General features: G+C 44.9%; 16 protein-coding genes. 5 read left to right on the plus strand and 11 right to left on the minus strand.

Translation table 11 applies throughout. The annotated features are described in order from the left end of the window. Positions 1 to 240 precede the first annotated feature (240 nt). Together G509_RS0115010 and G509_RS0115015 are read left to right on the plus strand one after the other, a co-directional pair. Positions 241 to 1,185: an alpha/beta fold hydrolase gene (locus G509_RS0115010; RefSeq protein WP_026992292.1), complete on the plus strand. Its 945-nt coding sequence runs from the start codon at positions 241 to 243 to the stop codon at positions 1,183 to 1,185. A 38-nt stretch (positions 1,186 to 1,223) separates the two neighbouring features. Continuing rightward, positions 1,224 to 2,450: a multidrug effflux MFS transporter gene (locus G509_RS0115015; RefSeq protein ID WP_026992293.1), complete on the plus strand. Its 1,227-nt coding sequence runs from the start codon at positions 1,224 to 1,226 to the stop codon at positions 2,448 to 2,450. 71 nt (positions 2,451 to 2,521) lie between these two features. Here G509_RS0115015 and G509_RS0115020 read toward each other — a convergent pair whose 3' ends face one another. Continuing rightward, entirely contained in the window at positions 2,522 to 3,058 is a 537-nt protein-coding gene (locus tag G509_RS0115020) for a pyridoxamine 5'-phosphate oxidase family protein (protein WP_026992294.1), read from the minus strand. A gap of 147 nt (positions 3,059 to 3,205) precedes the next feature. Between G509_RS0115020 and G509_RS0115030 the strand changes: the two genes are divergently transcribed. Next, the gene (locus G509_RS0115030) at positions 3,206 to 5,503 is read left to right on the plus strand and encodes a GH92 family glycosyl hydrolase (protein ID WP_026992295.1); all 2,298 of its coding nucleotides are present in this window, start codon (positions 3,206 to 3,208) and stop codon (positions 5,501 to 5,503) included. Between the two features lie 144 nt (positions 5,504 to 5,647). On the opposite strand, the gene G509_RS0115035 is transcribed toward G509_RS0115030, so the two are convergent. The 5 genes from G509_RS0115035 to kduI all read right to left on the minus strand — a co-directional run bounded on the left by G509_RS0115035 (position 5,648) and on the right by kduI (position 10,023). After that, complete coding sequence (locus G509_RS0115035) at positions 5,648 to 6,490, minus strand: aldo/keto reductase (protein WP_026992296.1); 843 nt, start codon at positions 6,488 to 6,490, stop codon at positions 5,648 to 5,650. A gap of 136 nt (positions 6,491 to 6,626) precedes the next feature. Continuing rightward, entirely contained in the window at positions 6,627 to 7,304 is a 678-nt protein-coding gene (locus G509_RS0115040; RefSeq protein ID WP_026992297.1) for a bifunctional 4-hydroxy-2-oxoglutarate aldolase/2-dehydro-3-deoxy-phosphogluconate aldolase, read from the minus strand. Between the two features lie 10 nt (positions 7,305 to 7,314). Next, on the minus strand, positions 7,315 to 8,319 hold the full coding sequence (locus G509_RS0115045; protein ID WP_026992298.1) for a sugar kinase: 1,005 nt from the start codon (positions 8,317 to 8,319) through the stop codon (positions 7,315 to 7,317). 27 nt (positions 8,320 to 8,346) lie between these two features. Then, positions 8,347 to 9,129, minus strand: coding sequence for a gluconate 5-dehydrogenase (locus G509_RS0115050; RefSeq protein ID WP_026992299.1), 783 nt, complete (start codon positions 9,127 to 9,129; stop codon positions 8,347 to 8,349). Between the two features lie 57 nt (positions 9,130 to 9,186). Further along, entirely contained in the window at positions 9,187 to 10,023 is an 837-nt protein-coding gene (gene kduI, locus G509_RS0115055; protein WP_026992300.1) for a 5-dehydro-4-deoxy-D-glucuronate isomerase, read from the minus strand. A 204-nt stretch (positions 10,024 to 10,227) separates the two neighbouring features. Here kduI and G509_RS0115060 point away from each other — a divergent pair, with 204 nt between their 5' ends. Both G509_RS0115060 and G509_RS22960 read left to right on the plus strand, forming a co-directional pair. Beyond that, positions 10,228 to 11,247: an LLM class flavin-dependent oxidoreductase gene (locus G509_RS0115060; protein ID WP_026992301.1), complete on the plus strand. Its 1,020-nt coding sequence runs from the start codon at positions 10,228 to 10,230 to the stop codon at positions 11,245 to 11,247. Positions 11,248 to 11,374: 127 nt separating this feature from the next. Then, the gene (locus tag G509_RS22960; protein WP_081663320.1) at positions 11,375 to 13,450 is read left to right on the plus strand and encodes a CotH kinase family protein; all 2,076 of its coding nucleotides are present in this window, start codon (positions 11,375 to 11,377) and stop codon (positions 13,448 to 13,450) included. A 56-nt stretch (positions 13,451 to 13,506) separates the two neighbouring features. On the opposite strand, the gene G509_RS0115075 is transcribed toward G509_RS22960, so the two are convergent. From G509_RS0115075 to G509_RS0115100, 5 genes are all read right to left on the minus strand, one after another. Then, complete coding sequence (locus G509_RS0115075; protein WP_026992302.1) at positions 13,507 to 13,779, minus strand: UBP-type zinc finger domain-containing protein; 273 nt, start codon at positions 13,777 to 13,779, stop codon at positions 13,507 to 13,509. Positions 13,780 to 13,796: 17 nt separating this feature from the next. Next, positions 13,797 to 15,041 (minus strand): NAD(P)/FAD-dependent oxidoreductase, encoded by a 1,245-nt coding sequence (locus G509_RS0115080; RefSeq protein WP_026992303.1) that lies wholly within the window; start codon positions 15,039 to 15,041, stop codon positions 13,797 to 13,799. Between the two features lie 31 nt (positions 15,042 to 15,072). After that, positions 15,073 to 15,969 (minus strand): aldo/keto reductase, encoded by an 897-nt coding sequence (locus G509_RS0115085; protein ID WP_026992304.1) that lies wholly within the window; start codon positions 15,967 to 15,969, stop codon positions 15,073 to 15,075. Positions 15,970 to 16,428: 459 nt separating this feature from the next. Next, positions 16,429 to 17,823, minus strand: coding sequence for a TolC family protein (locus G509_RS0115095; protein ID WP_394363562.1), 1,395 nt, complete (start codon positions 17,821 to 17,823; stop codon positions 16,429 to 16,431). A 2-nt stretch (positions 17,824 to 17,825) separates the two neighbouring features. Beyond that, a complete protein-coding gene (locus G509_RS0115100) occupies positions 17,826 to 19,178 on the minus strand; it encodes an HlyD family secretion protein (protein ID WP_026992306.1) in 1,353 nt (450 codons plus the stop codon). Positions 19,179 to 19,181: the final 3 nt, after the last annotated feature.

Raw genomic sequence — 19,181 nt, forward strand, 5'->3', positions numbered from 1 at the left:
AAATACACTACTACAAATACGAAAGCTATATGGAAACATATAGCTTTTTTTTGCTTACACTATGATTTAGAATACGCTACATATTAGTAAGAATATCCTTTTAAAAATCACCGTACCTATTTTTGTTAAAATTTTAAAAATTGCAAAACCAAACCGGCAAATTAAACCGAAATTTGCAACTACATACTTCAACAACTGTTAAGGAATTGAAGAGTACACAATCATCACACTACTATTTTTATGATAAGGAAACTTTTTTTAACCGTGCTATCGTTGTTTTTGCTTTTAAGCTGTACCGCAGCTAAAAACAAAAGTAATAACAGCCTGTTTCTTAACAAGAAAGCCGAACAAAAATACATAGAGGCCTACAACAACACCATGAAATTGTGGCCTATTCCCTATGTAGAAAGAGATATACCCACTACGTTTGGCCTGGCACACGTTATTATCAGCGGCCCTGCCGATGGCGAGCCTATGGTTTTGCTGCACGGCATGGATGCCAGCTCTACCATGTGGTACCCCAACATTAAAGACTTTGCCAAAAAATACCGTATCTATGCCATAGATTACCTTGTAGAGCCGGGCAAATCTATAGCCAACGAAGAAAAGTTTACAGGCGACGATATTACAGCATGGTACAACCAGATTTTTGACGAGCTTAAGCTTACCAACATTAACCTTGTAGGTACATCGCGTGGGGGTTGGGTGGCTACGCACTACACCATAGACTCTCAGGACAGGATTAAAAAACTGGTATTGCTTGCACCGGTACAAACATTTAGCGGCATCAATATGCAATCGGAGACTATGACGGCGGCCAGCTTTAAATTCTTCCCTAATAGAAAGCGCCTTAAAAAAGTAGTCAACTCTTTTTCGAGGAAACCCGGCACGGTGTGCGACGAGTTTAAAGAGCAAATGTACCTGGGCACTAAAAACTCCAAATCTAATTTCGACCTTCTGCAAATGAAGCCGTTTAGCGACGATGAGCTTAAAATGCTGACCCTGCCCGTAATGGTACTGGTAGGCGACCATGATATTTTAAACCAGCCCGATATTGTTGCCACCGCAGGCGCAATACTACCTAATGTAAATGCAGCAGTTATAGAGGATGCCGGCCACTTTTTAACCATAGACCAGCGCGAAGAGGTTGACAAAAGGATAATGGAGTTTTTACAGGAAAAGTAGGCTTTACGCCTTACCTTTGCAAAAACTAATTTTACGCTTTGACCAGACAAAAATACATTTCGCTTATCCTTATTTTAGGATCGTTAACCGCATTGGGGCCATTTACTATCGATATGTATTTGCCCGGCTTTACCGCCATTGCTAAAGATTTGCATACCACCGCAAATAAGGTCTCTTTATCGTTATCCAGTTATTTTATAGGCATTTCGGCAGGACAGCTACTATACGGTCCGCTACTGGATCGCTACGGCCGCAGGATACCCCTTTATATTGGCCTTGCGGTTTATATTATAGCATCGTTAAGTTGCGCCGTTACCACTAATATAGACGTATTTATAGGCCTGCGCTTTATACAGGCAGTGGGCAGCTGTGCCGCAGCAGTAGCCTCTATGGCCATGGTGCGCGACCTTTTCCCGGTGCAGGACAGCCCTAAAGTTTTCTCGCTGCTTATGCTGGTTGTGGGATTATCGCCCATGCTGGCACCAACCATTGGCGGCTACGTAATTGCAAGTTTTGGGTGGCACACTATTTTTATAATACTGGCCGTTATGGGCTTTGCTGTACTGTTAGCATCAAGGTTTGGGTTGCCCCACACCCGCAAGCCAGATCCTACCATATCGCTTAAACCACGCCCAATTTTACTGGGTTTTAAAGAAGTTTTTAGCAACCCGCAGTTTTACACGTATGCCCTGTCGGGTGGCGTGGCCTTCTCCGGATTGTTTACCTACGTAGCCGGATCGCCCATACTTTTTATGGAGATATTTAAAGTTTCCGGCGAAGTATACGGATGGATCTTTGCCCTTATGTCGGTTAGTTTTATCGGCACCAGCCAGTTAAACTCGCTCCTGCTTCGCAAATACAAAAGCGGGCAGCTGGTTTATTTTGGCCTTGCATTACAGGCAATAATAAGCATTGCATTCCTGTTCTTAGCCCTAAATAACTGGTTAGGCCTGTACGAAACCATTGGCATGCTGTTTTTATATTTAGGATGCCTTGGGTTAACCAACCCTAATACAGCGGGACTATCATTAGCGCCGTTCTCTAAAAATGCGGGTAGTGCTTCTGCCCTTTTGGGTGCCATGCAGTTAGGCATTGGCGCACTGGCGTCTATGGTGGTGGGCGAATTTCTAAAAGACTCTATGGTACCTATGGTAGCCATTATGGCCGGCAGCACCATTATAGCCCTTTTAATACTGCTTATTGGCAGAAGGAACATTACCGAATTGGCCGAAAACACCGATGCCGATGCCGCTATGATTCACTAATACACAACATTGTACCAATAAAAAACGCAGCCAAATGGCTGCGTTTTTGCATTATAAAAGAAACAATCATATTATGGCAGTATCGATCCTTCAATCGAATCATCATAAGTTTCGCCAACAATAGAACCGTAGGCTCTTTTTACAAGGGCAACGGCCATATTGGTTTTAATATCCCAATAGTAACCCTGTGTTGGAGTAAATTTAATAACGGTAATCCTTGGGTCGTCTTTACCTTCGGTAAACCATGTTTTCATGGTGGCATCCCAAAGTTCGTCTATCTTTTGCTTATCGGTGCTAATGGTAGCCTTGCCGTAAAGGGTTAAAAATTCGCTGTAAGAAGACCCCTGAAAAAACATCTGTACCGATGGGTCGCGGCTTATCTCGGCATTCTTGTGACTGTCAGATGCACTCAGGAACCAGAAGTTACCGCTGTCGTCAATTTTCTCGGCAGCCATTGGCCTCGTGGCAACGGGTTCGCCGGTAGCTATTTTAGTACAAAAAAAGCCCGAGCCTGCGGCCTTGGTAAGTTCTTTAATTTTATTAAGGGCTTCCTGCCCTATCAGGTCTTTAAAATTGTCTTCGGGTTGGTTTTGGTTTATAGAGTCCATAGTTTATATGTTTTTGATTTATATAAAGTTAGTGTACTTAACCAACCAAAAACGTTATAGCATTGCCATAGTATTGCCAAATTTTAAGTATGCATTTTAGTAATTGTTTAGCCTTAATTTTCTAAATTTATGCGCCAACATTTACACATGAAAAAACAGCTGCTTGCCTTTGCCCTAATGCTTACCGCGGTTAGTGCCTATTCTCAGAAACCATCTAAAAAAAACTACCAATACATAAACCCCATTATAGGCACGCAGCGCATGGGACACACCTTTCCGGGGGCTACGGTGCCCTTTGGGTCGGTACAGCTAAGTCCGGAGACCGATACCATTGCCTACGAACTCAACAAAAAATACAACGGCGAGGTATACAAATACTGTGCGGGTTACCAGTACGACGATAAAACCATTGTAGGCTTTAGCCACACCCACTTTAGCGGTACCGGGCATTCTGACCTGGGCGATTTCTTAATTATGCCCACCACCGGTGCATTGCAGCTTAACCCCGGTACGGCGGCCAATCCGCAAAGTGGGTACAGGTCGGCTTACTCGCATGCTAACGAGGTGGCCCAGGCCAATTACTACAAAGTAAAACTTGATGAAAGCAACATTACTGCCGAACTTACCACCAGCCAGCGCGTGGGGTTCCACCAGTATACCTTCCCAAAAACTACCGATGCCCACATTATCCTCGATTTAATGAGCGGCATCTATAATCATAAAGAAAAGAATGTATACACGTTTATACGCATTGAGAACGACACCCTTGTAACCGGATACATGCAAACGCAGGGCTGGGCAAGAACGCGCACCGTATATTTTGCCATGGCTTTTTCTAAACCTATTAAAGAATACGGCGTTAAAAAGTACGACGAAGGCAATATTTACAATGGCTTTTGGCGCAAATTCGACCAGACGAAGAACTTTCCCGAAGCGGCAGGCAGAAACCTGCGCATGTATTTTAATTTTGATACCGAACAGAATGAGAAGATTAAAATTAAGTTTGCGCTTTCGCCCGTAAGCACTGCCGGGGCATTGGTTAACATGAAAATTGAGATACCCCACTGGGACTTTGAAAAGGCTAAAGCCGACGGACAGCAGCTGTGGGAAAACGAACTGAACAAGGTAAAAGTAGAAACCCTGACCGAGAGTGATAAGGTCAATTTTTATACCGCACTCTACCACGCGTTTATTAACCCAACCGTTTATATGGATGCCGATGGCAGCTATAAAGGCCTGGATCAGAACTTACACAAGGTCGATGGCTTTACCAACTATACCACCTTTTCGTTGTGGGATACTTACAGGGCGCTGCATCCGTTGTTTAATATAGTGCAGCCCAAGCGCAACCGCGATATGGTACAAAGTATGCTGGCGCATTACAGCCAGAGTGTGCACAAAGCGTTGCCCGTATGGTCTAATTCGGCTAACGAAAACTGGTGCATGATAGGCTACCATTCGGTTTCGGTTATTGCCGATGCCGTTATAAAAGACAACGCTGATTTTGATACCAAACTGGCTTTGGAGGCCTGCATTAACTCGTCTAACCTGCGCTATTACGATGGGATAGACTCCTACCTTAAATACGGTTATGTACCAGAGGATAAGAACGGCTCATCGGTATCCAAAACATTAGAATATGCTTATGATGACTGGTGCATTGCCCAAATGGCTAAAAAATTAGGCCGAGATGATGTGTATGCCGAATACACCAAACGCGCACAGAATTACAAAAATGTGTTTGATGCATCGGTAGGTTTTATGCGCCCCAAATTAAGCGATGGCACTTTTAAGAAAGAGTTTGATGCGCTTGATACCCACGGGCAGGGCTTTATAGAGGGTAATGCATGGAACTACAGCCTGTACGTACCGCAAGACCCTGAAGCGCTGATTGCCCTGAACGGTGGTAAGGAAAAATTTGCGACGCATTTGGACTCACTTTTTACAATGACACTGCCTGATAAGTATTTTGAACAGACGGAAGACATTACCCGAGACGGTATAATTGGCAACTATGTGCATGGCAACGAGCCATCGCACCATGTGGCATATTTATATAACTGGACCGGCCAACCGTACAAGACCCAACAGCGCGTGCGCATGATTATTGATGCCATGTACAAACCTACCCCCGATGGCCTTGGCGGAAACGATGATACCGGCCAGATGAGTGCCTGGTACATTTTTACGGCGCTGGGCTTTTATCCGGTTGCCCCGGGAAGCGATCATTATGCTCTGGGAAGCCCTAAAGTTAAAGAAGCAACCCTGAGCCTGGAAAACGGCAAAACGTTTACCATAACGGCTAAAAACCAGTCGGCAAAAAATGTATATGTGGCTAAAGCCGAATTAAACGGCAAAGTGTTAGACAGGCTGTACCTTACCCACGACGAAATTATGAAGGGTGGCACACTATTGTTTTATATGAGCAGCAAACCCGCTAAATAAAAAAATCCTGCCGTGATAACGGCAGGATTTTTTGTCTATTGCTTATTGTCATTTTGTCTATCGCATATTGCCTATTGCTTATTGTCAATTGCCTATCGCATATTGCTTATTGCTTGTTGTCAATTGCTTATCGCTTATTACCTATTACAAATTACTCAAAGCCTGGATGTCATCGTCAGTAAGTTGTACATCGGCAGTTTTCATATTCTGTTCTAAGTGAGACACTTTAGACGTGCCTGGGATAAGCAGTATATTATCGGAATGGTACAGGAGCCAGGCCAGCGCCACCTGATGCACGGTAGCGTTATGTTTATTGGCCACAACCTGCAATGCATTTACAGCCGCAACGTTACCCGCATTTAGCGGAAACCACGGTATAAACGCAATATTATTCTTAGCGGTGTATTGCAGCACAGCCTCCCACTTGCGGCTGTCTACACTGTACATATTTTGTACAGATACCACCTCAAAATAGTCCTGTGCCTTTTTAATATCATCCACACTAACTTCAGATAAGCCAATGTGCTTTATCTTACCCTCCTGCTGGGCCTTCTGTAAAAACTCAAAAGTTTTAGAAGCCTCCACCTTGGGGTCAATGCGGTGCAGCTGGTACACATCTATAACATCGGTTTTAAGCCTTTTAAGGCTGCCTTCCAGCGCTTCTTTAAGGTGGGCAGGGCTTGCGTCTACCGGCCACTGATTAGGCCCTGTGCGCAGCAAACCGCCCTTGGTAGCAATTACAAGCTTATCTTTATAAGGGTGCAAGGCCTCGGCAATTAATTCTTCCGATACATTGGGGCCATAACTATCGGCCGTATCTATAAAGTTTACGCCAAGCTCTACCGCACGCGATAAAACCCTTAGTGCCTCGGCCCTGTCGTTTGGCGGCCCCCAGATGCCTTCGCCGGTAATGCGCATGGCGCCGTATCCTAATCTGTTAACGGTAAGGTCTCCGCCTATACTAAATTCTTTTTTATATTCACTCATAGTACTACAATGTATAAAGGTTAGTTATAATTTGTAACGTGTACTAAAGCCTTTGTGCTTTGTTACACTTCTTAAAAATACTACAAATAAATTAACTATCCACATTCAGCACTCTGCTTTTTTGGCAAATTTATAATTAAACGGTGCCCCTTATTTTTTGTACAATACCAAGGGCATCGGCCAGTTTACCTGTAATTGCAGCATAATCATAACCACCATCAGCCGACTTTACAAATACCTGAGAGCCCAGCCCTACGCAATGCGAACCGGCAGTAAACCAGTCCGTTAAGCTTTGCTCTGTAGGCTCTACGCCCCCTGTTGGCATAATGCTGCTCCACGGTAACGGGCCTTTTACCGCCTTAATAAACTCCGGCCCACCCACCTGTGTGGCAGGAAAAATCTTAACCACCTCTGCCCCCAGCTCTTCGGCATACGATATCTCTGTAACCGACCCGCAGCCCGGCATCCAGGCTACCTTGCGGCGGTTGCAGACTTTAGCCGTTTCAGCATTTACAATGGGTGCCACTATAAAATTAGCGCCCAATTGCAGGTATAACGATGCGGTACCGGCATCTATAACAGAGCCTATACCCAGTATCATGCCCGGTAAATTTTCCTGCAGATATTTGTTGAGTGATGCAAAAACCTCGTGGGCATAGTCTCCCCTGTTGGTAAACTCAAATACCCGTACACCTGCATCGTAACACGCTTTTAGCAGTGCTTTGCATACCTCAATATCGCTATGGTAAAAAACCGGAACTATACCCGTTGTGTACATTTGTTGCACTACCTCTATTCTTGTATATTTTGCCATTGTATGTGTTTTATCGTTTTAGCCTTCCGCTTACATTACCGTTAGCCACTTCCAGCACCTCTGCCACCGATACTAAATTAACATCGCCTAAAACCGTATGCTTTAAGCCGCATGCTGCATTGGCAAAGTTAAGCGCCTCCTGGTCGTTGTAATTATGTAAACCGTAAATCAGCCCTGCCGCATAAGCATCGCCGGTACCAATACGGTCTGCCACATCGGTAATTTCAATCTCTGGGGTTTCTATATATTGGTTATTTACCCATGCCCTGCCGTATATTTTTTGGTGCGAGGCACTAAGCCCCGTTCGCACTTTATCAAACACCTTTGTTATTTGCGGATAAACCTCCCTAAGTTTTTGTGAAGCAGCTATAAAGCCCTCTTTATCTAAAGTAAAATCTACCTTTAAAATTTCGTTTATCTCGTTAACGCCGCCAATAAAAATGGTGGATAAACCTATCAGTTCGGCCAGTACTTCGTGCCCGTTCCTGCCGTATTGCCACAGGTTGCTGCGGTAGGCAGGGTCGGCAGTAATGGTTATGCCTTTTGCCATAGCTTTTTGCAAACCGGCTTTAAGGGTCTGATAGGCACCTTCGGATATTGCCGGAGAAATACCCGTCCAGTGCAGCCAGGTGCAGCCGTCTAAAACAGCATCCCAATCCACCAGATCGGGACTAATGTGCGCAAAAGACCCCTGCAGCCTATTGTAAGCTATTTGGCTCGACCGCATAGACGCCCCAACTTCCATAAAATAAAGCCCTAACGGGTGGTTTACTTTTTTGATGTGAGACACATCTATACCATATTGCCGTAACGATGCAAGGGCTGCTTCGCCCACAATATCGTTAGAAACCGTACTGATGTGCTGCACCACCAGCCCAAATTGCGAAAGCGATGCGCCCACATTCATCTCGGTACCGCCAAAATAAAAATCCAGTTGACTGGACTGTTGTATTTTACGATAACCCGGTGGCGATAACCGCATTAAGACTTCGCCAAATGTTACTATTTTATTCATGGTTAAATATACAATTTGGTAGTTTGCTTATTCGTTTGCCGGTTTGCCAATGGTAGCCAGGATGCCGCCATCTACATATATAATTTGCCCGTTTATGAATTTACTGGCATCTGAAGCTAAAAATATCGCCGTGCCTGCCAGGTCTTTAGGGTCGCCCCAATGGCCTGCGGGTGTGCGGCTTATAATAAATTCGTTAAAGGGGTTTCCGTCTACGCGGATGGGTTCCGTTTGAGTGGTGGCAAAATAGCCGGGCCCAATGCCGTTAACCTGTATGTTGTGCCTGGCCCACTCGGTAGCAAGGTTTTTAGTAAGCATTTTAAGTCCGCCCTTTGCCGATGCATAGGCGCTAACATTATCTCTGCCCAGTTCGCTCATCATCGAGCAGATGTTGATTATCTTGCCTGATTTTCGGGCTATCATGCTCCTGGCAACCAGTTTAGACATAATAAATGCGCCAACAAGGTCTACATCGATAACCTTCCTGAAATCTTCCACCGACATATCCACTGCCATTACACGTTTTATAATGCCCGCATTATTGACAAGGATATCTATTTTGCCATGCCAGGCCTCCATTGCGGCCACCTGCTTTTCGGCTTCGTGTTCATCGGTAACATCAAAAATATAGCCTGTAGCAGTAAAACCCTGACTTTGGTAGCGTTGTATAGCTTCATCTAATTTAGAGGGCGTAGTGCTGGTTATTAGCAGCGCTGCACCTGCTTGCGCAAGCCCTTCGGCCATAGCCATTCCCAGTCCGTGCGTACCGCCGGTTATAAGCGCTGTTTTACCTTGTAAGCTGAATAGATTCATTTTTGGTTGCTAGATTGAAATTTTTGATTTTTGATTTGGTTATTGGTTTTTGAAAATTTACCTTAAACCATCCGGTGTTACTCCATCCATATCGCTATAATCTAAATTCTCGCCGGCCATTCCCCATATAAACGAATAGTTTGAAGTACCTGCACCTGAGTGTATCGACCACTCGGGCGATATAACTGCCTGGTGGCTCTGCATAAATATATGGCGGGTTTCATCGGGCTGGCCCATAAAGTGGCTAATGGTTTGGCCTGCTTCCAGGTCAAAATAAAAATAAGCCTCCATACGGCGGGTGTGGGTGTGTGCCGGCATGGTGTTCCAAACGTTGCCTTCATGCAGTTCGGTAAGCCCCATTTGCAGTTGACAGGTTTCCACAATACTATTTACGATTAACTTATTAAGGGTGCGCCTGTTAGCATATTTGGTATCGCCCAGTTCGATAACTTCGGCATCCTCCTTGCCCACTTTTTTAGTAGGATACGCATGGTGTGCCGGTGCCGAATTAATATAAAAATACGGTTGCTCATCGCCAATCCTTTCAAAAACAACCTCTTTATTCCCTTTGCCTATGTACAGGGCTTCTTTTTTATTAAGCTCATACACAGTACCATCTACCGTAACCTTGCCTTTACCTCCAACGTTTATAATGCCCAGCTCCCTTCTATCCAAAAAATGCTCCGACTTCAACTCGTCAATTGTTTCCAATTTCAGGGGTTTGTTTACGGGTAGTACGCCACCAACAATATAACGGTCGTACATGGTGTAGGTAAGCTTAATAGTATCATCTTCAAAAAGGTTCGGAATCAAAAAATGTTCTCTTAATTCTTTGGTAGTGTATCGTTTAGCATCATCCGGATGGTGTGCGTACCTAAATTCTGATTTTGTCATTATAAGTCGTGATTTCTATATGTATGGCTTCTGTAATCTTTGGATTATCAAAACTAAAAAAATAAAAGGAGAATGTGTCAGGATTTGAATGATATAAAACGATAACGTTATCGAAACTATTACGCAAGCACGCTACTCCGTAGTATAGCTGGCTAAAAATCCAGCCCTAATTTCCGTATCTTCGTAACAACAACAATACAACACATGGAAATAGGAATAGATAGTTTTGCCGCCGCCCATAACCAGGCCAATGGCGCAGTTAATAGTGCCGATGCCCTTGCACAGCTTTTAGAACGCATTGAGCAGGCCGACCGCTGCGGGCTGCACGTTTTTGGCATTGGCGAGCACCACCGTAAAGAGTTTTTAGATTCGGCACCTGCCGTAATACTGGCTGCTGCTGCGGCACGCACCAAAAATATTAAGCTTACAAGCGCCGTAACGGTGCTAAGTGCTGCCGATCCGGTTCGTGTATATCAAAACGCGGCCACACTCGACCTTATTAGCCGCGGCCGTGCAGAGATGGTGGTAGGCCGCGGGTCGTTTACAGAATCCTTTCCCCTTTTTGGATTTAACCTTCAGGATTACAATGAGTTATTTACCGAAAAACTCGACCTGCTTTTAAACATCAATAAAAACGAGGTGGTTAACTGGCAGGGCAAGTTTAGGCCGGCGCTTAACAACCAGGCCGTTTACCCAAGGCCCTACCGGGAGCAACTGCCTATATGGATTGGCGTTGGCGGCACGCCCGAATCGTTTGTGCGTGCCGGTGTGCTGGGGCTGCCGCTTATGGTGGCTGTTATTGGTGGCGAAACCCACCGTTTCAGGCCGTTAGTCGACCTATATCGCGAGGCCGGTAAAGAAGCGGGGCATGCGCCCGAAAAGCTTACTGTTGGCCTGCACTCGTTAGGCTATGTGGGCCGCAACAGCCAGGAGGCAGTTAACGAGTTTTACCCCGGTTATGCCGAAACCTTTACAAAAATTGGTCGCGAGCGTGGCTGGCCGCCTGTTACACGCCAGCATTTTGATGCCCAGGCCGGGCTACGTGGTGCGCTGCTTGTTGGCGGCCCAGAGGAGATTGCAGAGAAAATACTGCGCCACAGCGAGGCTTTAGGAGGCATATCGCGCCTTACGTTCCAGATGGATAACGCGGGCCTTTCGCACAGCCAGTTAATGAATGCTATAGAGCTGATTGGCAGTAAGGTTATCCCGCTTGTAAACCAATAAAAACACCGTGTAATTTTATAACTAAGCCGTTGCATTTTAAAAATAATGCAATGGTTTTTTACATATATTTGGGAAAATATTAACATTTGGTTATTATTAGGTTACCGCACCATTAACTCCCATATTTATGAAAAAAATTACATTATTGGCCTGTTTACTGTTTACAGCGGCATTGTGGTCGCAAACTTTTAACGGAACCACCGGTGCCATTACCGACGACGGTGCTATTAATAATTACACCGCAAGCGTGTCGGGCTTAACGGCTCCGCTTGGCGCGGAGTACGGGCTGATAACGGTGTGTGTGGACATTTCGCATACGTATGATTCCGACCTAAATGTGCACCTTATATCGCCCACAGGCATAACTATTAATCTATTCTCTGCCCTTGGCGGCGGCGAAGATAATTTTACCGGCACCTGCCTTAGCCAGAGCGCCACTATTACTATTAATGCTGTTGCCGCGCCTTTTACCGGTACTTATAAACCTCAGGAAACACTTGGCAACCTGAATAATAGCCAGGCTGGCAACGGCACCTGGACCCTGCAAATAGTTGATACCTACCCCGCTGCCGATACCGGCACTGTAAACAGCTGGAGCCTGGAGTTTGGTCAAGGTGCTGCGGTTCCGTTTGTGTTTACGTCATCTAACCTACCCATTGTGCTTATCAATACCAACGGTGTTGCCATACCCGATGAGCCTAAGATTGATGCCATTATGAGCATCATCAATAATGGTGAGGGCCAGATAAACTATGTTACCGATACTCCTACCGAATATGATGGCAATGTGGGCATAGAGCTGCGCGGCAACTACTCGCAGGGGCTTCCGCAAAAGCCGTATAATTTTGAAACCCGCGATGCCGATGGCGAAGACGTTAACGTATCGCTTTTGGGCATGCCCGAAGAGCACGACTGGTGCCTGATAGCCAATTATAACGACAAGGTTTTTATGCGAAACAAGCTGGCTTACAGCTTGTTTACCCAAATGGGTAATTATGCCGCCCGCAGCCAGTATTGCGAGGTGGTGCTTAATGGCAACTACCAGGGCGTGTACCTGCTTATGGAAAAAATTAAGCGCGATAACGACCGTGTGGATATTGCCAAACTGGAAGATGATGAAAATGAGGGTCTTGACGTTACCGGCGGCTATATTTTAAAGTGCGATTACTGGACTTGGGAAGACAGCTGGGAACTGGAATATAGCCCTATAGATCATCCTGATCTTGATGTGCGTTTGGTGTACGAATACCCTAAACCTGAAGACATTACATACGACCAGAAGCAGTACATTCAGGGTTTTATCAACCAAATGGAAACCGCCCTTTACAGCGATGATTTTACCAACCCTGTAACGGGTTATAATAAGTACCTTGATACGGACTCATTTGTGGACTATTTTATTGTAAATGAGCTATCAAGAAATATCGATGGCTTTAGGAAAAGCTACTTTTTTAATAAGGATAAAGATGTTAGCGCGACAGAAATATCTAAGCTAAAGGCAGGACCTGTCTGGGATTTTGACTGGGCGTGGAAAGACATCTGGAGCTGTTCTATTTTTGAGGCTACCGATGGTTCCGGATGGGCACACCTTATTAACGATTGCAACCCCGATGTTAACTCGCCGGGCTGGTACATTAAGCTTTTGCAAGACCCTGCATTTACCAAAAGGCTGCGCTGCCGTTGGGAAACCTACCGAAGCACTTTTATGAGCGAAGCTGCTCTTAACCAATATATTGATGGTGTTGCAGCACAACTTAATGAAGCGCAGGCACGCCATTTTGATAAGTGGGGCAACCTTGGCATTAATACCGGAACGCCCGAAGTGGAGCAAGATCCTGCCACATTTGCCGGACAGATTGCCCAGTTTAAAAACTGGATAGCCCTGCGCTTAGAGTGGCTGGATGCCAACATTCCGGGTGTTGCAGAAAATTGCGAACAAACCGCCGGTGTAGATAAAAACCAGATAAACAAGCTGTTGGCATACCCTAACCCGGCAAACAGCCTGTTGCATATTACCACCTCTAATAACGATAAACCACAGCAAGCCGAATTGTTTGATGTTGCAGGAAAATCAGTGCTTACAACTACGGTTGCAAACGGTGGCACAATAAACGTATCTGCCTTAGCCAATGGCATCTATATGTGCAAAATAACCACAGGCAATGGTGCATCTCAAACCATAAAAATAGCAGTACTACATTAATAGTCTGATACTTATACTTAGAGAGGCCCGGTCTGACGATCGGGCCTTTTTGTGTTTTAAAACTCCATGATCTGTCCGTGAGGATAGCACCAAAGCCAACGTTCTTCAGGCTCTGCTGAAGCTATAACCGGATGCCCAACAGCATGGTAGTGCTTGGTAGCGTGCTGGTTAGGCGACGCATCGCAACACAGTGTTACGCCACATTGCTGGCAGGTGCGCAGGTGCACCCAGGTATCGTTGGTTTTAATGCATTCTTCGCAAACGCCACCATCGCCAATGGTAACGCTCGTAATGGCATTTAAGTGGCTGCAAAATCCGTTTTCTTCCATAAGTAATTGATTTACAATTATAATTCAGCTAAATATTTATGTACCATAGTAACCGCCATAGCACCTTCGCCTACGGCAGACGCTACCCGCTTAACCGAATTAAACCTTACATCGCCCGCCGCAAAAGACCCGGGAACGCTGGTTTCCAGATGATAAGGCAGCCGGTCTTTAGTCCAGCAACCCTTAAAATCCGTATGGCTCAAAAGGTCGCTGCCCGTAATCAGGTATCCATTGCGGTCTTGTATAATAGGGGTTGCATCGGCCCAATGGGTATTGGGTTTTCCGCCAATGCATATAAACAGTTTACCGGTTTCGTGCCATGTTTCCTCTCCTGTTTCAGAATTAAATATCTTAATGCGTTGCAACAGGTTATCGCCTTCAAGCTCCTTAACTTCAGAATTATATAAAATTACAATATTAGGATTATGGGTAACACGTTTTACAAGATAATCGCTAAGGGTTTCGGCAAGGTTACTCTTTCTGATAACCATATAAACCGTTTTGGCAAACCCCGAAAAATACGATGCCGCCTGCCCCGCCGAGTTGCCACCGCCAACAATAAATACATCTTCACCTGTGCAAAAACAGGCCTCCCCTGCACCTGCGCCATAGTACACACCTTTGTTAAAGAAGTCCCTCTCGTTGTGCAGGTTAAGCGACGCATACTCAACGCCGGTGGCGCATATATTGGCCTTAGCCACCAGTTTATCGCCGCTGGCAAGGTCTACATTAATGCGGTTGTTGCTAAAGTCGCCTTTAATGCCCTCGCCTAAAAGCAGTATCTCTACACCAAACTTAAGAGCCTGTTGCCGAGCACGTTCGGCGAGTTCTGCACCCGAAATACCTTTTGGGAAGCCCATGTAATTCTCTATCAGCGAGCTTGTTCCCGCCTGGCCGCCCATGGCTACTTTCTCTACCAATATGGTCTTAAGTCCTTCAGAGGCAGCATATACCGCAGCACTTAGCCCTGCCGGGCCTGCCCCGTAAATAGAGAGGTCATACACGGCCTGGGTAGGCTTGTTTATCCAGCCAAGGTGTCGTGCTATCTGTTCTACGGTTGGGTTTACAACCAGTTCATCATCAGGGAATTGTATAGCACAGGCATCTTTAGACAGCAATGGCGAAACCATCCCATCATCAACAATCCGGTTATCGTTATTTACCTCAATCCACTCAAAATCAACTACACTGCGCCTTAAAAACTCGCGTATAGGGTATACCACCGCCGAATCGCGCCTGCCAAAAAGTTTAAGCTTGTCCATATCTTAAAGATAGCAAATTATCAATACTAAATTACCTGTGTTCTTTGTAAAAATTGCCCTCCCAAAGCTCCTGTAACGCCTGCCATTGTGCTGTATTTAAAGGTGTTGTGTTAGCTCCCGCCAATGCATCCTGCAATTGTTGCAGTGTCCTGATGCCTACAACTGCTGAAGTTATAGCTTGGTTATCAACAACATAGCGTAGAGCAGTTTCAGCCTGCGATTTACCTTCCGGCAATGCGTTGCTAAAGTCTTTTAAAATACTGGTTACCTGCTCTTTAGTCATATCAAGGTACTCTTTTGCAGGCTTATCAACCAGCAATCCTGAAGCTACTGCACCACGCGCCAGTACTCCTATCTCGTTATTTGACAGTAGTTTAATGGTAGCTTCTTCAGGGCGGCGGTCCAGGAGGCTGTACTGCGTCATTACAGCCGAGATGTTCGACCGGCTTACGTACTCCCTAATTACGTTGGGGCGGATGGACGACAACCCATAACTCCTTATCTTTCCGAGGTCTGCGAGGCGTTCAAAAGCTTCAATAGCCTCATCTACAGGGTCTTCTATGGTGCCGCCGTGCAGCAAATACAGGTCGATATGATCGGTCTGCAAACGCCTCAGGCTATCATCAACGGCAGTCAGGATGTGCTTCTTTGTAGGGCACCAGTCCCAACCTGAACCATCTGGTTTCCAACGGTTTCCAACTTTAGTTGAGATCAAAACATCATTTCTCCTGCCCTTTAAAGCGGCTCCCAAAAGGGCTTCGTTAGCGCCTTTTTCGTACAGGTCGGCCGTATCAAAAAGGTTGATGCCGCCCTCTATAGCTTTGCTTATAATAACATCATTATCAACACTATCCGCTTTAAGAGACATGCATCCGAAGCTTACCTGGCTAACCTTTAAGCCCGATTTTTTTAGTATATTGTATTGCATAATTGTAGGTGTAAATAACAAATATAGGCATTTATGCAACAGCAAAAAACAAATAAATTGATGTAAAAACTTACAATATATACAAATTTAGCAGCTAAAATTAATTTCAGATTTTGTGTGAAACTCAAAACTAATTTTAACTGATTATCAATATTTTAATTTTTGATATTTCACTTTCGGATTTTGGAATGTGCCTTTTTTTTGCATTTTTTTTAAATTGTGTAAAAACAGCCATGTATATACTTTACAGTCCTATAATTTTACCTCTCAAAATGCCCTTTTCAGTTTACTGAAAGAACCACTTCAGTACATGAATGAGATATGCGTTGTAATTTTGTACCGCCATAATAGAGGGAGAAAACGTTAACCGGTGGGGAGGTTATCTTTAAGAATCCCGTAAAGCAAAAAACCTTTACATCGGGGCGACATAAAGGTTTTTGTTTTATTGATTGTTGCTATTTAATCAGGGTTGGCAAAAGTTCGGTACAGTTCGGCATTCGAGTTATAATATTGGTTCTCGATGCTTATTTGCGAAAGCTTTGCATTAACAAGGTTATTTTCGCGGGAGTTGATCAGGAATATCGAACTCTCGCCAAACGAAAACAATTTTTCTTCAGAATTAAGCATTGTAGTATAATCTCTTACAAGGTTGTCTATTACCGCTTTTTGCCTTTTAAGCGACTCAATTTCGGTTTGCTGCGCCGTTATCTTGTTTTTAAGTTCCAGCCTTTGCTGACCAAGCTTGTACTGCGCATCCTGAATTTTATTCTTGGCCAGTTTTAGGTTACCACGTTCCTTCCTTAAAAAAATAGGCATACTAAACTGCACGTTAAACTTATAATCATCGGTATTAAAACTGTCAAAATAAGCGGGTTCAGATATGTAATTGTAACCCACATTAACTTTGGGCAGCAGCAAATTGGCCTTAAGCTGCCTGTTAACTTCTAATATAGATAGTTTGGTTTGCAACGACTGTATTTTAGGGTGGCCTTCGAGCTCGTTTACGTTTACAAAGGCAACATCGGTACGCAGTGTTTCCTGCAACGTTTCCATCAGGTTACTTTCAGGAACAACAGTGGTATCAAGCTCTACAGGCACATCTTCAATCCATAAATAGTTAGACAATTTTAGCCTTGCCTTAGCCAGCTTTAGGCTGGCGCTCTCTAAATTAAGCTGCCTGTTGCGCACGGTTATGCCCGCCTCTACACTATCTATAGCAGGCGAATCGCCATACTCTATAAGTTGCTTTACCCCCTTAAAACGGGTACTGGCAAAGCCCAGGTAACTCTTGTAAAGCTCTGCTTCGGCATAGGTTTGTTTCCACTCAAAATAAGCGGCGCTTGCGCTGTACAACACCTCTATAGCCCTTAGCTTACGCTGTGCCTCGCTAAGCTGTATTTGCAGCCTGCCCTCTCTAACATCGGCCATGCGCTGGTTTATAAACAGCCCCTGCCCTAACGGCACGCTTATGCCTAACGATGTAAGCCCTGCCTCGGGCGTGCGGTTTTGGGGGTTAAAATACTGGCCCGATGTATCATCAAAACCGGCCTTAATTTCTATACCATACCAGGTAGGTATCTTAAAGCTGCTGTTTAATAGCGAATAATACTCGGTACCCTTAAATTCTTTATTATTATAGTCTACCTCTATTTTGGGGTCGAAACCACCACGGGCAGCCATAAGCGCGGCCTGGGCGTTGCTAATTTCTAAGTTAGCCTGTTTAACCATAGGGTGGTATTTTTTTACATACCCCAAAAATTCGGTATAGCTTAACTGTTCTTTATCAAACTCCTGCGCGTGTACATTGGGTAAACAAAATACCAGCAGCAGGAGATATATCTTTACAAAATGCATCATTATTTTTTATCCTTACTATTACTATCCTGCCCATCCGGCTTATAAAAATTTGGTGGGAAACCATTAAGGTTACGCCATATTTCGTACCATATAGGCACGGTATCCAACAGGGCAATACTCTCGGCACCGGCACCTATACTCAACTGTTTAGGCCATTTTTCTTCGTCTTTATCCGGCGATACAAGTATCCTGTATTTGCCGTTAGTGCTAATAAAATTTTCTATAGCCACCACACGGCCGCCAAACGTACCGTAAGAAAGGCCCGGCCAACCCGAAAATACTATGCGCGGCCAGCCGTCAAACCAAACCCTTACCTTGGCACCACGGTGCACCAGGGGCAAATCTATAGGGTCTACATACGTTTCTACAGCAATATCGTAACCGGCAGGCATAATGCTAACAATGCCGGTACCTTCTTTAATGGTTTCGCCAATACCGGCCAGCAAGGCACGGTTTACATAGCCGCTTTGTGGGGCGGTAATGTAATACAGGCCGTTTCTAACACTGTAGTTTACAAACTGGTTTTCTAACTTGTTTACCTGCGCACCGGTATCGTACTGGGTGCTTAGTGCCGTAAACTTATCGCTGTGCGATTTAGATATCTTTTCGGCATACTCTGCCGTAATACGGTTAATCTCTACACGGGCGTTAATAAGCTCGTTCTTGCTGCTTAGCAATTTATTTTCCTGCGTAATAATGTAAGCCTGGGCTTCCTGTAGCTTTAGCCTTTTTTGCTCTACATCGGTAAGAGGTTTTAAGCCCTCTTTATTAAGCGCGGTAGAACGGTCAAACTGGGTGTTGGCAATGCGCAGTTGCGTTTTAACCGCCTCCAGATCCATACTGTCGCTTTTTATTTTTAGCAGTGCCTGTTTAATTTTGTTGCGGCCCTGCTCCAGTTTAAGCTGACGCTCTGTAAGTAACGATTTTGCCTGAACCTCCAGCGAACCCACCTTTTCGCCATACGAATCGTACGCCATTTTCTTGGCATCTACCTGCTGCTTGGTATTGGATATAAGGTTAGGGTCAAAATAATCTTCTTTAATTTCCGATATAAATAGTATGGTATCGCCTTTGTTTACATAATCGCCCTCCTGCACAAACCATTTTTCAATTCGGCCTGCAATTGCGTTATGCACGGTTTGCGGCCTGTGGTCGGGCTTAAGGGTAGTAACGGCACCACGGCCATCTATATTCTGTGTCCACGGTAAAAACAGGCAGGCCACTAAAAACACCAGGAAACCAACAATAATCCTGTTAAGCAGTTTGTAATGCGGCCTCCTGGCAACGCTGGTAATAGAGGCATATTTGCCCGGGGTAATAAGTATATTGTTATCTTTAGATATGTTGAGCATAAT

The organism is Flavobacterium subsaxonicum WB 4.1-42 = DSM 21790, from assembly GCF_000422725.1.
Taxonomy (GTDB): Bacteria; Bacteroidota; Bacteroidia; order Flavobacteriales; family Flavobacteriaceae; genus Flavobacterium; species Flavobacterium subsaxonicum.

Coding starts and splice junctions, on each gene's coding strand:
- G509_RS0115030 (WP_026992295.1), top strand. CDS start 3,206: ATGAAAAAACAGCTGCTTGCCTTTGCCCTAATGCTTACCGCGGTTAGT.
- G509_RS0115010 (WP_026992292.1), top strand. CDS start 241: ATGATAAGGAAACTTTTTTTAACCGTGCTATCGTTGTTTTTGCTTTTA.
- G509_RS0115075 (WP_026992302.1), bottom strand. CDS start 13,779: ATGGAAGAAAACGGATTTTGCAGCCACTTAAATGCCATTACGAGCGTT.
- G509_RS22960 (WP_081663320.1), top strand. CDS start 11,375: ATGAAAAAAATTACATTATTGGCCTGTTTACTGTTTACAGCGGCATTG.
- G509_RS0115040 (WP_026992297.1), bottom strand. CDS start 7,304: ATGGCAAAATATACAAGAATAGAGGTAGTGCAACAAATGTACACAACG.
- G509_RS0115100 (WP_026992306.1), bottom strand. CDS start 19,178: ATGCTCAACATATCTAAAGATAACAATATACTTATTACCCCGGGCAAA.
- G509_RS0115050 (WP_026992299.1), bottom strand. CDS start 9,129: ATGAATCTATTCAGCTTACAAGGTAAAACAGCGCTTATAACCGGCGGT.
- G509_RS0115080 (WP_026992303.1), bottom strand. CDS start 15,041: ATGGACAAGCTTAAACTTTTTGGCAGGCGCGATTCGGCGGTGGTATAC.
- kduI (WP_026992300.1), bottom strand. CDS start 10,023: ATGACAAAATCAGAATTTAGGTACGCACACCATCCGGATGATGCTAAA.
- G509_RS0115085 (WP_026992304.1), bottom strand. CDS start 15,969: ATGCAATACAATATACTAAAAAAATCGGGCTTAAAGGTTAGCCAGGTA.
- G509_RS0115045 (WP_026992298.1), bottom strand. CDS start 8,319: ATGAATAAAATAGTAACATTTGGCGAAGTCTTAATGCGGTTATCGCCA.
- G509_RS0115020 (WP_026992294.1), bottom strand. CDS start 3,058: ATGGACTCTATAAACCAAAACCAACCCGAAGACAATTTTAAAGACCTG.
- G509_RS0115035 (WP_026992296.1), bottom strand. CDS start 6,490: ATGAGTGAATATAAAAAAGAATTTAGTATAGGCGGAGACCTTACCGTT.
- G509_RS0115060 (WP_026992301.1), top strand. CDS start 10,228: ATGGAAATAGGAATAGATAGTTTTGCCGCCGCCCATAACCAGGCCAAT.
- G509_RS0115095 (WP_394363562.1), bottom strand. CDS start 17,823: ATGCATTTTGTAAAGATATATCTCCTGCTGCTGGTATTTTGTTTACCC.